The sequence below is a fragment of the Cytobacillus sp. FSL K6-0129 genome (genome assembly GCF_038007625.1).
In the GTDB taxonomy this organism is placed as follows: Bacteria; Bacillota; Bacilli; order Bacillales; family Cytobacillaceae; genus Cytobacillus; species Cytobacillus kochii.
The window spans coordinates 4587839-4602747 of record NZ_JBBOXM010000001.1; the positions used below are offsets into that span (position 1 = coordinate 4587839).

The 14909-nt window shown below is 34.4% G+C and carries 14 protein-coding genes; 9 read left to right on the forward strand and 5 right to left on the reverse strand.

Features of this window, described 5'->3' with window-relative positions; genetic code table 11:
* Positions 1 to 31 precede the first annotated feature (31 nt).
* The 3 genes from MHI57_RS23140 (at position 32) to MHI57_RS23150 (ending at position 3885) form a co-directional block, all read left to right on the forward strand.
* Entirely contained in the window at positions 32 to 1774 is a 1743-nt protein-coding gene (locus MHI57_RS23140; RefSeq protein WP_095369954.1) for a phospho-sugar mutase, read from the forward strand.
* A gap of 343 nt (positions 1775 to 2117) precedes the next feature.
* A complete protein-coding gene (locus MHI57_RS23145; RefSeq protein WP_340978339.1) occupies positions 2118 to 3236 on the forward strand; it encodes a GAF domain-containing sensor histidine kinase in 1119 nt (372 codons plus the stop codon).
* Positions 3237 to 3252: 16 nt separating this feature from the next.
* Entirely contained in the window at positions 3253 to 3885 is a 633-nt protein-coding gene (locus tag MHI57_RS23150; RefSeq protein WP_095369952.1) for a response regulator, read from the forward strand.
* A gap of 49 nt (positions 3886 to 3934) precedes the next feature.
* Here MHI57_RS23150 and MHI57_RS23155 read toward each other — a convergent pair whose 3' ends face one another.
* Positions 3935 to 4186, reverse strand: a complete 252-nt coding sequence (locus tag MHI57_RS23155) for a YhdB family protein (protein WP_095369951.1) — start codon at positions 4184 to 4186, stop codon at positions 3935 to 3937.
* Between the two features lie 199 nt (positions 4187 to 4385).
* Here MHI57_RS23155 and MHI57_RS23160 point away from each other — a divergent pair, with 199 nt between their 5' ends.
* Together MHI57_RS23160 and MHI57_RS23165 are read left to right on the forward strand one after the other, a co-directional pair.
* On the forward strand, positions 4386 to 4730 hold the full coding sequence (locus MHI57_RS23160; RefSeq protein WP_095369950.1) for a DUF3889 domain-containing protein: 345 nt from the start codon (positions 4386 to 4388) through the stop codon (positions 4728 to 4730).
* 202 nt (positions 4731 to 4932) lie between these two features.
* The gene (locus MHI57_RS23165) at positions 4933 to 6339 is read left to right on the forward strand and encodes a SpoVR family protein (RefSeq protein ID WP_095369949.1); all 1407 of its coding nucleotides are present in this window, start codon (positions 4933 to 4935) and stop codon (positions 6337 to 6339) included.
* Positions 6340 to 6456: 117 nt separating this feature from the next.
* Here MHI57_RS23165 and MHI57_RS23170 read toward each other — a convergent pair whose 3' ends face one another.
* Positions 6457 to 7320 (reverse strand): YitT family protein, encoded by an 864-nt coding sequence (locus MHI57_RS23170; protein ID WP_095369948.1) that lies wholly within the window; start codon positions 7318 to 7320, stop codon positions 6457 to 6459.
* A 202-nt stretch (positions 7321 to 7522) separates the two neighbouring features.
* On the opposite strand from MHI57_RS23170, the gene MHI57_RS23175 reads away from it, so the two are divergent.
* Positions 7523 to 8434: a cation diffusion facilitator family transporter gene (locus MHI57_RS23175; protein ID WP_340978342.1), complete on the forward strand. Its 912-nt coding sequence runs from the start codon at positions 7523 to 7525 to the stop codon at positions 8432 to 8434.
* Here MHI57_RS23175 and MHI57_RS23180 read toward each other — a convergent pair.
* Positions 8431 to 8742 (reverse strand): ArsR/SmtB family transcription factor, encoded by a 312-nt coding sequence (locus tag MHI57_RS23180; RefSeq protein WP_095369946.1) that lies wholly within the window; start codon positions 8740 to 8742, stop codon positions 8431 to 8433. The genes MHI57_RS23175 and MHI57_RS23180 overlap by 4 nt on opposite strands.
* A gap of 217 nt (positions 8743 to 8959) precedes the next feature.
* On the opposite strand from MHI57_RS23180, the gene MHI57_RS23185 reads away from it, so the two are divergent.
* Both MHI57_RS23185 and MHI57_RS23190 read left to right on the forward strand, forming a co-directional pair.
* Positions 8960 to 9658, forward strand: a complete 699-nt coding sequence (locus MHI57_RS23185) for a response regulator transcription factor (RefSeq protein WP_095369945.1) — start codon at positions 8960 to 8962, stop codon at positions 9656 to 9658.
* Between the two features lie 58 nt (positions 9659 to 9716).
* Positions 9717 to 11054 (forward strand): HAMP domain-containing sensor histidine kinase, encoded by a 1338-nt coding sequence (locus MHI57_RS23190; RefSeq protein ID WP_322909124.1) that lies wholly within the window; start codon positions 9717 to 9719, stop codon positions 11052 to 11054.
* 47 nt (positions 11055 to 11101) lie between these two features.
* Here the strand turns inward: MHI57_RS23190 and MHI57_RS23195 are convergent, their stop codons facing one another.
* The gene (locus MHI57_RS23195) at positions 11102 to 12460 is read right to left on the reverse strand and encodes a hemolysin family protein (protein ID WP_307318311.1); all 1359 of its coding nucleotides are present in this window, start codon (positions 12458 to 12460) and stop codon (positions 11102 to 11104) included.
* A gap of 501 nt (positions 12461 to 12961) precedes the next feature.
* Complete coding sequence (locus MHI57_RS23200; protein WP_095369942.1) at positions 12962 to 13510, reverse strand: GNAT family N-acetyltransferase; 549 nt, start codon at positions 13508 to 13510, stop codon at positions 12962 to 12964.
* A gap of 155 nt (positions 13511 to 13665) precedes the next feature.
* Here MHI57_RS23200 and MHI57_RS23205 point away from each other — a divergent pair, with 155 nt between their 5' ends.
* The gene (locus MHI57_RS23205; protein ID WP_095369941.1) at positions 13666 to 14895 is read left to right on the forward strand and encodes a dicarboxylate/amino acid:cation symporter; all 1230 of its coding nucleotides are present in this window, start codon (positions 13666 to 13668) and stop codon (positions 14893 to 14895) included.
* Positions 14896 to 14909: the final 14 nt, after the last annotated feature.

Consider the following 14909-nt stretch of genomic DNA (forward strand, 5'->3'; position numbering starts at 1 on the left):
GGAAAGAGGCATTTAACTAGGGGGGAAAACGATGGATTGGAAAAGCAATGTAGATAGATGGAATACATATTCGCAATTGACTTCTGAAATGAAAGAAGAATTAATTCAATTAAATGACAATGAAAACCATTTGGAAGATGCATTTTATAAAGACCTCGAGTTCGGAACAGGTGGGATGAGAGGAGAAATCGGTGTAGGCACAAATAGAATGAATATTTATACCGTTAGAAAAGCATCTTACGGTTTAGCCAAATACATAATTGAAAAAGGGCAGGAAGCAAAAGCAAGAGGTGTGGTGATTGCCTATGATTCAAGACATATGTCACCAGAATTTGCTTTAGAAGCGGCAAAAACGCTTGCTTCAAATGATATTCAAACATATATCTTCGATGAGTTAAAACCCACACCTGAGCTTTCGTTTGCTGTAAGGTATTTGCATGCATATGCTGGTATTGTCATTACGGCTAGTCATAATCCAAAAGAATACAATGGTTTCAAAGTATACGGGCCGGATGGAGCACAATTGATACCAGAAGATGCCGATACAGTTATAGCAAAAGTAAATCAAATTGAAAACGAGTTACTTATTGAAGTAGAAGAAGAAGCACTGTTAAGAGAGAGAGAACTGATTGTTACAATCGGCGCATCTATTGATCGTGCTTATGTTCAAAAGTTACAGACAATTTCAGAAGACCGTTCTATAGGAGAAAAAACGGATCTTTCTATCGTATTTTCTCCATTACATGGCACTGGCAATAAACCGGTTAGAGAAGGGCTTGCAAGCTTGAATTATAAGCATGTTCATATTGTAGAGGAACAAGAAAAACCTGATGGTGATTTTCCTACAGTAGATAGCCCTAATCCTGAAGAAAGGTCTGCATTTACGTTGGCTATAAAAAAAGGGAAAGAGGTAAATGCTGATTTACTTATTGCTACTGACCCCGATGCGGACAGATTAGGAATAGCAGTTAAAAATGATAAAAATGAGTATGAGCTTCTGACAGGCAATCAGACAGGTGCTCTAATTCTTTACTACATGCTAGCACAAAAGAAGGATAAAGATAGCATTCCGTCAAATGGAATTGTATTGAAAACAATTGTAACTTCAGAGCTAGGAAGAGAAATTGCAGCTTCGTTTGGTTTAACTACAAAAGATGTACTTACAGGCTTTAAATTTATTGCTGAGAAAATAAAAGAATATGAAACAACAGGTGAGTATAAATTCCTTTTTGGTTATGAAGAAAGCTATGGTTATTTGATTGGTGATTTTGCAAGAGATAAGGATGCTGTTCAAGCAGCACTATTAATTGCTGAAGCAGCTGCTTTTTATAAAGAAAAGGGCCAAACCCTTTATGATGTATTAATGATGATTTATGAAAAGTATGGTTATTTCCGTGAAGGATTAAAGTCGATAACTTTAAAAGGCAAAGCAGGTACAGAAACAATTGCAAACATACTCTCTACGTTTAGAAATGCATCTTCAATTGATATAGAAGGTCTTAGTCATATCGCGACAGAAGATTATTTAACAAGTATTCGTACAGAAAGTGATCATCGTTCGGATATTCATCTTCCGAAATCTAATGTATTAAAGTACTTCTTCGCTGATGGTACATGGATTTGTTTACGCCCATCAGGAACGGAACCAAAGATTAAGTTTTACTTCGGTGTTAAAAGCGAATCATTAAGCTTGAGTCAAGAAAAGCTTGACCATGTTCAAGTGGAACTAATGAAGAAAGTGGATCAATTGATACAAGAGGAATTGAAAAACTAAAAAAATTCGAACATCATTCAAATCTTAAAGGATGAGAATATGTTCGATTTTTTTATTCAAGTAATGGCCTTGTTAATCCCTCATGAACCCTAGGGTAAATAAAAGTAAAGTTCATTAAAGAGATCATTGTAGTAAAGGTTTGTTTTAGCAGTAGCTTATTTAAAGCCAAACAAAGTGGATTCGCGTTTTGAGGATAATTGCTGAGGATTCACCAATTTTAGTTAAAAGTAGTAGCAAATAAGCTTCATATATACGACCTTAGGCTGAGATATTTTCATCGATGCGAATGAAGATCATTACATAAATACTCGTTATAATAGTCATAAAGAGAGGGTTAAAGAGAATGGCGGATCAACAAATTCGTGAAGCAGTCATACTTAAGGAAATAGCGGAATTACTTAATGAAGGAAGCGAAATGAAAGAAACATTGTCTGCTGTATTAGAAAGATTGCTACAAGTCACTCAATTACAAACAGGCTGGCTTTTTTTAATCAAGAACCATGAACCAACACTAATCGCACATCATCAATTGCCCCAAGCATTAACAACAAATCAGTTAGCTCCGATGTGTTCGAAAGAATGCTGGTGTGTAAATCGTTACAATAACGGTGAATTAAACCGTGCGAGTAATATTATCAATTGTAAAAGAATTGAAGAGGCAAAAAAGAATGGATATGCTGACATTGAAGGTTTAACCCATCATGCAACAGTTCCCCTTCGCTTTGGTGAAGAAATGTTCGGCATTTTAAATGTAGGAGCTCCGAATAAAATTCATTTCACAGAAAAGGAACTTTCTTTATTAGAATCTGTTGCTTTTCAAATAGGATCGACATTAAAAAGAATGGCATTAACTGAGAGGGAACGAGAAATGGCACTTATTGAGGAAAGAAATCGCCTTGCACAGGAATTGCATGACTCTGTCAATCAATTGTTATTTTCGGTTAGTTTAACGGCTCGAGGAGGAAGAGAGATAACAAAATCTAAAACTGTTCAAGAAACATTTACTTATATACAAGAGCTTTCCCAACAAGCACTTCATGAAATGCGTGATCTGATCTGGCAGTTACAACCAAAAAGTCTAGAAAACGGGTTGCTTACATCATTAAAAGAATACAGTGAAATGCTTGGGCTTCAGTTACATTGTCATGTTAATACATTAACAAATATTCCTCCACAAACAGAAGAAACTTTATGGAGGATAGCTCAAGAGGCAATGATGAATTGTAAGAAGCATTCTGGTCAGGATAAGATTGATATTGCAATTGATTTCAACCAGGATAAACAAATAATACAGATGAGTATAACTGATCAGGGTGTAGGATTTAATTACAGTCCATCTGTATTCTTACCTTCTCATGGATTGCGAAATATGCGTCAACGAGCTGAACGGCGGAATGGTACAATGGAAATAACTACTAGTGAAGGGGAGGGGACGAAGATCATTATACGCCTGTTCAATTGAGAGGAGGGTCTAACGGGTGAATGTATTAATTATTGACGATCATCATGTTGTAAGAAAAGGGCTTATCTTTTTTTTGAAAACACAAAAGGATATCCATATTGTTGGTGAAGGAAGTACTGGAGAGGAAGCAATAAAATTAACAGAACAATGTATGCCTGATCTTATTTTAATGGATCTTGATATGCCTGACATGAATGGAATCGAAGCAACTAAAGCAATTAGAAAGAAATTTCCTCAAGTAAAAATACTCATACTGACAAGTTATTCAGATCAAAGCCATTGTATCCCTGCAATAGCAGCCGGCGCATCAGGTTATCAACTTAAGGATGTTGAACCAGATGAGCTCGTAAAAACGATGAATGAAATAATGGACGGGGAAAATTATATCCACCCTAAAGCGACCACTCATTTAATGTCAAAATTCTCACATGAAAATGAGGACATACATTTATGGCATGAACTTACAAAAAGAGAAAAAGAAGTATTATCCGAAATGGGTAAAGGTAAATCCAATAAAGAAATAGCGACCGATTTATTTATAACAGAGAAAACGGTAAAAACACATGTGTCTCATATATTATCAAAGTTAGACGTCGATGACCGCACGCAAGCGGCCATTTTTGCAGTGAAAAATAACTTTGTCAAATAAAAGAAGAGCACTACAAATAGATAGTGCTCTTACATTATTTGGTGGAATTCTACATAAAATAGGGTGAAGCTGTTTTCATTTCTTCTTCCGATAATTGATTGGCGTGATCAATATAACGTAGAAGTGTATATAGATGCTGTTCGATAATCGTGTAATCTTTTTCAAAATTGTACGCATGTAGAAAATGCTCGATTTTTTTCGCTAAAAATTGATCACTTGTTCTAACCATAAGAATGAGTAAATTATCCCATTCGGATCGGTGAGTATAATATAACGCACGGTCATAATCCACTTTATTCATTTTCATTCTCCTCCCTTGGGAGTTAAGATTAGTTTGAGCCATAATGAATTATTTTTTCAACCAAAAATTTGGTCAACCTGTTATTGCACGTTTATCAAGTTTTACCTGTATAAAAATAAATTTCTTACATTGATACATAATCGAGTTACAATTTGAAAAAGATAGAAGTAGTAATTTTAGATAAACGGGGGTTTATTGTATGAAAAAGCTACTTTTATTGTTACTTACTGTAGTATGTTTAAACTACATTCAGGCACCAGTATTTGCCGACGTACATACACATGGAGAACATAAAGAGAAAGTCGATTATAAAAAATACGGCAGAATTGCAACAGTGGTTGTGAAGGAAGATTACCCAGAGGAAGAAGTTGTTGATTATCAGTATGCTGGAAGACGGATGATTTCAGAAAATGAAGTCATTGATACTTTTATATTTCAAGTAAAAGAGGATGGAAAAGATTTGACTGTGCTTGTTAAAGTAACTCATCGACTAGACGATAGTAAATTTTTAAATTTAACTGTTGAAGAGCAGGAGCGAAAGTGAAAAGAATGTAGTAAACGCCTAGCGTCTCCTTTAGAAAAAAATAATTATTTCACAAAGGATGCTCATTTTAAGGGCATCCTTTGTTTGTCTAAATGAGGATTAAATGGATCACTAAAAGTCTTGTTTGAAAGACTGAAGTATACTCATCATTCTCTTTTTTCTATCATAGATTATGTTAAAGGTGAAGATAGGGAGTGAGAGAATGCTTGGTAGTGAACATAAATCGTTAGAGTATGCAATAGACGAAATCACAGAAATCGCCACAGGTTTTGGGCTGGATTTTTATCCGATGAGATATGAGGTATGTCCAGCAGAAATAATTTATACTTTTGGTGCTTATGGGATGCCAACAAGGTTTTCCCACTGGAGTTTTGGAAAGCAATTTTTTAAGATGAAACTACATTATGATCTCGGTTTGTCGAAAATATATGAATTGGTGATTAACTCTGATCCCTGTTATGCTTTTTTATTAAATTCCAACTCTTTAATTCAAAACAAATTAATTGTCGCACATGTCCTTGCTCACTGTGACTTTTTTAAAAATAATGTTCGATTCCAAAATACAAAGAGAGATATGGTTGAAAGCATGTCTGCTACGGCAGAGCGTATTAGAAAATATGAAATTGACTATGGAAAAAAAGAAGTAGAGACATTTTTAGATGCCATTTTAGCTATTGAAGAGCATATAGATCCTTCTCTTATGCGCCCGAAATTTATTTGGGATCATGAAGAAGAAGAAGAGAGCTCGTCTTTCCATGTTGAAACGCCTTATGACGATTTATGGGGACTTGATCAAAAAGAAGTAAAACAGAAAAAGAAAAAAATGAAGAAGTTCCCACCTAAGCCAGAAAAAGATATACTTTTATTCATTGAACAATACAGCCGTGAATTGACTGATTGGCAGAGAGATATCTTAACAATGATGCGAGAAGAGATGCTCTACTTTTGGCCACAACTTGAGACGAAAATTATGAACGAAGGCTGGGCCTCCTTTTGGCATCAACGAATTTTAAGGGAGATGGATCTTACTTCTGGAGAAGCTTTGGAATTTGCGAAATTAAATGCTGGTGTTGTGCAACCATCAAAAACAAGTATTAACCCTTATTACCTTGGCTTGAAGATTTTTGAGGATATTGAAGAACGATATAATCACCCTACGGAAGAAATGATTAGGAGAGGAGTAGAGGTTGGCTCTGGTAGGGAAAAAATGTTTGAAGTACGAGAAATTGAATCTGATATCTCGTTTATCCGGAATTACTTGACAAAAGATTTAGTGATGAGAGAGGATATGTATTTATTTCAAAAGCAAGGAAAAGATTATAAAGTTGTCGATAAAGGATGGGAAAATGTGCGCGATCAGCTAGTTAGTATGAGAGTAAATGGGGGATTTCCTTATCTGACGGTAAATGATGGAGATTATATGAAGAATGGTGAGTTGTATTTAAAGCATTGGTTTGAAGGGATTGAGCTTGATTTGAAATACTTAGAGAAAGTTCTGCCTTATGTATATCAGTTATGGGGAAGAGCGGTTCATATGGAAACAATTGTAGAAGAGAAGGAAATGGTTTTTACTTATGATGGAAAGGCGCTTCATAGAAAATATCTATAAAGGTGACCACTGAAAATTCAATGATCATGACAAATACGAACAGTTGAGGATTCGCTTCTGTTCGTATTTTTATGGGTGGTGGTTAAACAGCAATAGATGAATGGCAGTATTTTAAAACTAATGAAGAGCAGATTTGAATTTACTACCTCGTGCTTCTTGTGTGTCCATTATGGTTGTAAAAGCAAGAGGATCAATCTCAGCAATGATAGTTTTAAGTTTAGATATTTCTAATCGAGTCACAACAACATAAATAATTTCTTTATCAGTATTAATATATCCACCTTTGCCGTTCAACTTCGTCACACTTCTTCCTAGCTTTGTAATAATACAATCAGCCATCTCCTTATAATGGTCAGAAACGATGAGCACAGCTTTCGTATCTCCTTCAAAACCTTGTACAACCATATCAATCGTTTTAGAAGCAATATAGTAAGTGATGATTGAATACATGGCTTGTTCCCACCCCAAGACGAATCCTGCCCAGACAAAAACGAAAATATTAAAGAACATGATAAATTCCCCTATAGAAAAGGGGATTTTTTTTGTTAAAAGAATTGCCATAATATCAGTTCCATCTAACGCACCACCATGTCGAATGACTAGCCCCACTCCTGCTCCTAGGATGACACCTCCGAATACTGTTGCCAGTAACGGGGTAGATGTAAAAGGAGAGGTATGATGAAATAGTGATTCGACTCCTGCTAAAGAGATAATGCCTATTAGGGAAGCAAGAAAAAAACTTTTTCCTAATAGCTTATAACCAGCAATTAAAAAAGGAATATTAAAACAAATAAATAATACACCGAAATGGATGGTTGTTAAATGGTTAACGATTAAGGAAATACCAATAATGCCACCATCTATAATCAGATTTGGTATAAGAAATAATTCAATTGATAAAGCAGCAAGTGTAGCACCAGCAATGATCATTAAGAACTTATAAATAAAATATGCTTTACGGTTGATGAGTGCTTTTATCATGAAAAATCCTACTTTCTGTTGAAGAAGCTTTGTTCGTATGGTTTTGTTATTATGTGTAAAATATTATTTTTGTAAACAATACCATATTTTGGACTATAAACAAACTTTTCATTCGATTTCATACAAAACAGTTGAACAATTTCGTTTAGTTCTTCATAATGTAATATATGAACATATATTCATATATAAGAGGTGAATTATAATGAGTCATGATCATTCCCATTCTCATCATCATCATTCGTCTAACAATCAAAATGTATTATTACTTACCTTCTGTTTAATTTTTGGATTCATGATTATTGAGTTTATTGGTGGTCTGTGGACGAATAGTTTAGCACTTTTATCAGATGCAGGCCATATGTTAAGTGATGCAGGAGCGTTAGGGTTAAGCTATATTGCCATCAAGATAGCTCAAAGGGAATCAACCAACAAAAAAACATTCGGATTTAAAAGGTTTGAAATTTTAGCGGCGGCGATAAATGGGGTAACATTAATAGTCATCGCTATTCTTATCATGATTGAAAGTGTGAAAAGGTTTATCTCACCGCCAGAAGTAGCAAGCTTAGGTATGTTAACAATTGCTACAATTGGTTTTCTTATCAATATAGTAGCAGCTGTTATCTTAATGAAAGGTGACAAAGATGAAAACCTTAATGTGAAAAGTGCGTTTCTTCATGTAATTGGAGATTTACTAGGCTCTGTAGGAGCGATTATAGCAGGTTTACTGATCTACTTTTTTGACTGGGGTATTGCTGACCCAATAGCAAGTTTAATTGTTGCTATTTTGATTATAAATAGCGGCTATAGAGTGACAAAAGAAGCCTTTCATGTATTGATGGAAGGGGTACCTGACGGGATGCAAATTGAGGAAATTAAAGCCTCCATCAAAACACTTCAAAATGTAGAGGATGTACATGATATACATCTCTGGACGATTACTTCAGGATTCCCTGCTTTTAGTTGCCATATTGTCTTAAATGATGATGGGCACCATGATACTGTCCTCAAAGAAACAAAAGAATTACTTTCTCATCAATTTGGCATCAATCATAGTACAATCCAAGTTGAAGGCAGAAGCAGTGGTTGTCCAAACCATGAGGACGTGTGTAATTAAGAATGGCGAGTATGTTCTATTGTTTGTTTTAATAAATGCATAACATGTTCATCATCGTGACTATAATATAAAGTAGTTCCTTCACGTCGGAATTTAACTAGCCTCAAGTTTTTTAGGAATCTTAATTGATGGGAGACAGTTGATTGCAACAGAGAGAGCTTATCGGCAATCTCATTTACCGAGTGTTCTTCGTGAAAAAGTAAATGTAGGATTCTAAGCCTTGTCGGATCAGATAAGGCTTTAAAAGTTTGTGTGACTAAAAAAAGAGTTTCTTCGTCTAATTCGTTATAAGATGGATTGTCGTTCATTATTTTATTCACCTTCCTATTTATCATAAGTATACCTTTGTTAAAATCGAAAATAAATATCGAAGTCATCTTTCGATTGCATTTAGTGATGACGAAATGTGACTTTCATATTTTTAACACCGTTTTGACACATAAATGAGATATAATTCTTTTATTAAAATGAAAATATACCTATACAATAAACTTAGATTACCTGTTTAAAGGATGGTGGTTATACATGAATTTATTAGTAGTTGAAGATAATGAAAGTGTTTGTACAATGCTTGAAATGTTTTTCATGAAAGAAGGATATAAAGGAACCTTTGTCCACGATGGACAATCAGGATTTGAGGCGTTTAATAAAGGAGAATGGGATTTAATTATACTCGATTGGATGCTCCCAGCTATGGACGGTGTAACATTATGTAGAAAGATCCGTGATATTAGCAGTGTGCCCATTATTATGTTAACAGCGAAAGACAGTGAATCTGATCAAGTACTTGGACTTGAGATGGGTGCGGATGATTATGTGACGAAACCATTTAGCCCGTTAACTTTAATGGCGAGGATTAAAGCCGTATCTAGAAGATTTCAATCAGATACAACAGAGAAGGATCATCACTTTACGACAAGCCATTTTTTCAAAATTAGTAAAGAAGCTAGAGAAGTCTACTTTAAAGATGAACTGCTTTCAAATTTAACACCTAAAGAGTTCGATTTATTGTATTACTTTATTACCCATCCAAAACAAGTATTTTCGAGAGAGCAATTACTCGATAAAGTATGGGGATACCAATTTTATGGAGATGAAAGGACAGTCGATGTTCATATTAAACGTTTAAGGAAAAAGATAGGCAGTGCAGATCAACCATTTATCCATACTGTGTGGGGTGTAGGTTACAAATTTGATGAGTCGACGGATACCTATGAGAAATAAATATTTTCTTAAACTGCTATCCAGTCATGTTCTTATTCTAATACTGGCGTTTCTATTAATGGGTTTGATTTTTTCACAATTTGTAAGAAGTTATATATTCGAAAACAAAGTGGAAGAATTAAATGAATATGGCCAGCAGATTTTAGAAGATGTATCCATTCATGAAGAAAGTCCACAAACTTTTTTGAATAAATATAGTAAGCTACTTGAAGCAAGAAATATTCAATATATTTTATTCGATAGTAATGCAGATATCATCTACCCCAATGTTTCTATGGACCCTAGTATACGCCTTTCCCAAAAAGAGTGGGAAAAGTTGTCAAAAGGTGAGTCTGTAACAATCCTTCATGATATTAAACGGTTTGAACAGGAAGTATCATTAGTAGCTTTACCGTCAATGGAAGGTGAAAACATAACCGGTGGAATTTTATTACTTTCGCCGATAAGTACGTCTTTAAAAATGATTGGACAGCTTAATCAATATTTATTGTATACGATTGCTATAGCTGCAACGGCAGCAATCTTTTTAAGTTTAATCTTCTCCCGTAACTTATCAACTAGAGTGAGAGCGTTTAGAAAAGCAACTTCAATGATTTCATCAGGCGATTATAATGTAAATGTGCCAGATGATTCCAAGGATGATTTAGGTTATTTAGCAAGGGATTTTAATGAGATGGTTGTGCAATTAAAAAAATCTCAAGAGGAAATTGAAAGGCTAGAAAATCGCAGACAAAAATTTCTTGCCGATGTCTCACATGAATTAAGGACACCATTAACGACTATTAGTGGATTAGCAGAAGGAATTAAAAATCAATTGATTCCTGAAGAGGAAGTTGATAAAGGGATGAATTTAATTGACCGTGAAGCTAAAAGGTTGATTAGATTAGTAAATGAAAACTTAGACTATGAGAAGATTCGTTCAAACCAATTAGAATTACATATGATTGATATTCAAGCTATTGAGGTATTTGAAGTCGTAAGTGAACAGCTTCTAATGCAAGCAGATGAAAAAAATAACCAAATTTATATTGAGGCAGCAGATGATATCTATATTCATGCTGACTATGACCGCTTGATTCAAATTCTTATTAATATTGTTAAAAATAGTATTCAATTCACAGAAAACGGATGGATATCCATGCGCGCCTTTGAGAATGAGCATGATATTTGTATTGAAATTGAAGATAATGGAATTGGTATAGATCCAAAAGAAGTTGATTGGATTTGGGAAAGATTCTACAAGGCGGACAGTTCAAGAACGAACAGTTATTTTGGTGAATTTGGGATTGGTTTGTCAATCGTAAAACAATTAGTTTCTTTACACCGTGGTAAAATAGATGTTCAAAGTGAAACAAATAATGGAACCATTTTCCGATTGTTTTTTCCTAAAAAATGAATGGCAAAATAAAAAAATCGCGCTGAATTTCAGCGCGGTTTTTTATTTCATATTTGGACTTGTGATTCTGTAGACAAAGGAATTTGGGAAGGAGCTATTTCTTCAATTACTGGTTTCTTGTATACCTCCACTAATTTGATATGGTGATCTTCCATTTCTACAATAGTAAACACAAAGTTCTCCTGTTCAATAAAGTCGCCTTCTTTGGCTTCATAATTCTCAGTTAACAACCAACCACCTATTGTGTCAACATCTTCATCATTGATGGAAATATCTAAAATATCGTTAATTTGGCTAACTAAAACTTTTCCATCTAAGATATAATGATTATCTTTCACTTTTTGAACACTTGGTACTTCGTCCACATCAAACTCATCTCTAATATCACCGACAATTTCTTCGATAATATCTTCAACGGTCACCAATCCTGAAGTTCCACCATATTCATCCATCAATATAGCCATATGGATACGTTCTTTTTGCATTTTTAACAACAAATCATGAATCGGTGTAGAATCGATTACACGAATGATAGGACGAATATAAGTGGATATCGGTTTTATTGTTGACTGAGACTTAGAAGAAATTAGGTCCGTTAAGATTTCTTTCACATTGATCATACCGATGATATGGTCTTTATCACCGTCTATAATGGGATACCGTGTGAACTTTTCATTCTTGGCGGTAGGTAAAAATTCCTCTAGGGTATCATCTTTAGAAATAGAAATAATCTCTGTACGTGGGACCATAATTTCTTTCGCAATGCGGTCATCAAAATCAAATATTTTGTTCACATATTTAAATTCCGATTGGTTGATTTCCCCGCTTTCATAACTTTCTGAAAGAATAATCCTTAATTCTTCTTCAGAGTGAGCCATTTCGTGTTCAGAAGCAGGTTTTAGCCCAATCATTTTTGTTAACAATCTGGCAGATCCGTTTAGCACCCAGATAAATGGGAACATAATGCGATAGAACCAAATTAAAGGCTTGGCTACCATTAATGTGACCGTTTCGGCTTTCTGAATAGCAATTGTTTTCGGCGCAAGCTCTCCAACGACAACATGTAAAAATGTAACGATGGTAAAGGCGAATGCAATAATCAAAATATGAGATAATGAGGCAGGTATATGAAACAACTGGAATATCGGTAAAAGTAGATTTTCAAATGTTGTTTCACCAAGCCAACCGAGAGCTAATGCCGTAATCGTAATACCTAATTGACAGGCAGACAAATACTCATCTAAATGAGTAGTTACTTTTTTTACTGAGATGGCTCTCTTGCTACCTTCTTCGATTAATTGATCCACTTTTGAGCTCCGTACTTTCACAATAGCAAATTCTGAAACGACAAAGAATGCCGTTAAGCCAATTAAAATGGCAACAATAACCAAGTTTAATATGTCCAAATAAATTCCCCTAAACCCAATAAAGGGTAGGGTGTCACCTCCTGAGAATTGAAAAATAGATGAGCTCCTATAACAAGCAATCGAAGCAATCAATGAGTTAAGTATCTATTTGATATATACTTAAATTTTCCTATTTCAAATTTAGAGGTAAAGATTTATCGTCTTTAATTTAAAAAAATATGGAATAGCTTCGATTACCATGTAAATCACTGTATTTCTTTTCCATAGTAAGTTCATCATCATAAATAGAAAAAACTTCATTTAAGACTATTTCATGCAATAACTTAATTTTCGCTAATCCACCGATGCGATAGAATATCCCATTTTACCACCTCAGTTTGAATATTTTAAAAATAATTATACGTTAAGAAAATATAATCAGTCAAAGGGTAACTTCTTATTTAAGACTATTTTATTCGAAAATTCTGTAAATATGAAGGTCGAAAGAACGAATTACTGTTCCATTTAGGCTCAATTAAGGGTATAATATTCATACATCTTTTACCAATTGTGATCTGTACTTAACAGAGAATAAAGAACAAGGTCATGAAAATGGTTATTAATGTATTCGTTGTCTCTGAGAATACCTTCTTGAGTAAAACCTAATCTTTCTGGTATTTTACGGCTTTTTTCATTTTGTACGGCACATTTGATTTCTAGGCGGTGAAGATGTAAAAGAGAAAACGTATAGTTAATGAGGTGATTAGCTGATTTCGTAATAAGACCTTTTCCTTGATGTGTCTGGTCTAATAAATAACCAATGCTTGCTTGCTTATTTTGCCAGTCTATTGTATGAAGACTAATAGAACCGATTAATTTTTGATTTATAAATATACCTAAAAAAATCCCGTTCTGTGTATGATATTGTTGGAGCCATGAGGAAATCATTGCACTTGTTTTTTCAATACTATCTGTGAATTGCACCCATGGCAACCACTCAGCTAAATACGCACGATTTTTTTCGATTAATAAATAAAAATCTTCTGAATGATAAGGCTCTAATAAGTGAAGTTTAAGAGAGGAATCGATACTCATTTTCCACTTCGACAAAAATCTCACCCTTTCGACATTTAAAAGTAAAATAAAACCATTATTATGGGTATAAAGTTCTATTTTTTATCACGAATGGACAAAATGTTTTGCAGAAACACACTTTTATATATTACGATTGTAATTCGAGTATATTATTTTATGGGAGGACTTCTATGAAAATTACCACAAAAATTATTATTGCGTTACTTGTCGGTGCAGTTGTTGGAATTATCTTAAATGTAACCGCTCCAAACGTATTTGAAGTACTAGATACGTGGTTATTTTATCCACTTGGACAAATTTTTCTTAATTTAATTAAGATGTTAGTTGTACCAATAGTTTTATTCTCAATAATTCTCGGATTTACTGGACTAGGGGATCCGAAAAAATTAGGGAGAATCGGTGTTAGAACCATTTCATATTTCCTTGTAACAACTGCAATAGCTATTGTCATTGCAATTTCTTTGGCTTTAATATTTAAGCCTGGCGAAGTTGGCACATTTGACACAGCTAATGCTGAATTCAATGCAGAAGAAGCACCACCAGTAAGTGATACCTTACTTAATATGATTCCTGCTAATCCATTTGCAGCGATGACTTCTGGTGATATGTTACAAATCATTGTTTTTGCAGCATTTATTGGTTTTGCTCTAACGATGTTAAGAGAAAAAACACAAGGTGTTATAAAGCTAATTGAACAAGGCAATGAGATTATGATGTATCTTGTTGGTGTTGTAATGAAATTTGCACCATACGGAACTTTTGGTTTAATTGCTTCAGCAATTGGAAGTCAAGGTTTCTCAGCAATTAAAGCAATGGGCTTATACTTCATCCTAGTTGTTGCTGCACTAATCATACATTTAATTATTGTATATGGAGGTACAGTATACTTCTTAGGTGGTAGAAAAAATCCTTTGAAGTTCTTTAAAGGGTTTACACCGGCAATGGGAGTGGCATTTAGTACATCTAGCAGTAATGCTGTTTTACCAATCTCAATGGAAGTAGCCCAAGAGAACTTAAAAGTACCTAAGCATATTAGTAGTTTCGTTCAACCTTTAGGAGCAACGATTAATATGGATGGAACAGCGATTATGCAAGGTGTAGCGACTATTTTTATTGCTCAAGTATATGGTATTGATTTAAGTATTGGTCAATTAGTGACAGTAGTTCTAACAGCGGTCCTTGCTAGTATTGGGACAGCAGGCGTACCGGGTGTAGGTTTAATTATGCTTGCCATGGTATTACAATCAGTTGGTTTACCTGTAGAGGGAATTGCGTTAATTCTCGGAATTGACAGATTATTAGATATGGCGCGTACAGCTGTGAATATTACAGGGGATGCAGCTTGTGCAGTTTATAATACAGCTGCAGAAGAAAGACGCGAAAAAAAATTAGCTAAATAATAATTAATAATGCA

What these genes read in the sequence shown, in the direction of transcription:
- MHI57_RS23140 (WP_095369954.1), top strand. Translation starts at nt 32, where the DNA reads ATGGATTGGAAAAGCAATGTAGATAGATGGAATACATATTCGCAATTG.
- MHI57_RS23145 (WP_340978339.1), top strand. Translation starts at nt 2,118, where the DNA reads ATGGCGGATCAACAAATTCGTGAAGCAGTCATACTTAAGGAAATAGCG.
- MHI57_RS23155 (WP_095369951.1), bottom strand. Translation starts at nt 4,186, where the DNA reads ATGAATAAAGTGGATTATGACCGTGCGTTATATTATACTCACCGATCC.
- MHI57_RS23160 (WP_095369950.1), top strand. Translation starts at nt 4,386, where the DNA reads ATGAAAAAGCTACTTTTATTGTTACTTACTGTAGTATGTTTAAACTAC.
- MHI57_RS23165 (WP_095369949.1), top strand. Translation starts at nt 4,933, where the DNA reads ATGCTTGGTAGTGAACATAAATCGTTAGAGTATGCAATAGACGAAATC.
- MHI57_RS23170 (WP_095369948.1), bottom strand. Translation starts at nt 7,320, where the DNA reads ATGATAAAAGCACTCATCAACCGTAAAGCATATTTTATTTATAAGTTC.
- MHI57_RS23175 (WP_340978342.1), top strand. Translation starts at nt 7,523, where the DNA reads ATGAGTCATGATCATTCCCATTCTCATCATCATCATTCGTCTAACAAT.
- MHI57_RS23180 (WP_095369946.1), bottom strand. Translation starts at nt 8,742, where the DNA reads ATGAACGACAATCCATCTTATAACGAATTAGACGAAGAAACTCTTTTT.
- MHI57_RS23185 (WP_095369945.1), top strand. Translation starts at nt 8,960, where the DNA reads ATGAATTTATTAGTAGTTGAAGATAATGAAAGTGTTTGTACAATGCTT.
- MHI57_RS23190 (WP_322909124.1), top strand. Translation starts at nt 9,717, where the DNA reads ATGGGTTTGATTTTTTCACAATTTGTAAGAAGTTATATATTCGAAAAC.
- MHI57_RS23205 (WP_095369941.1), top strand. Translation starts at nt 13,666, where the DNA reads ATGAAAATTACCACAAAAATTATTATTGCGTTACTTGTCGGTGCAGTT.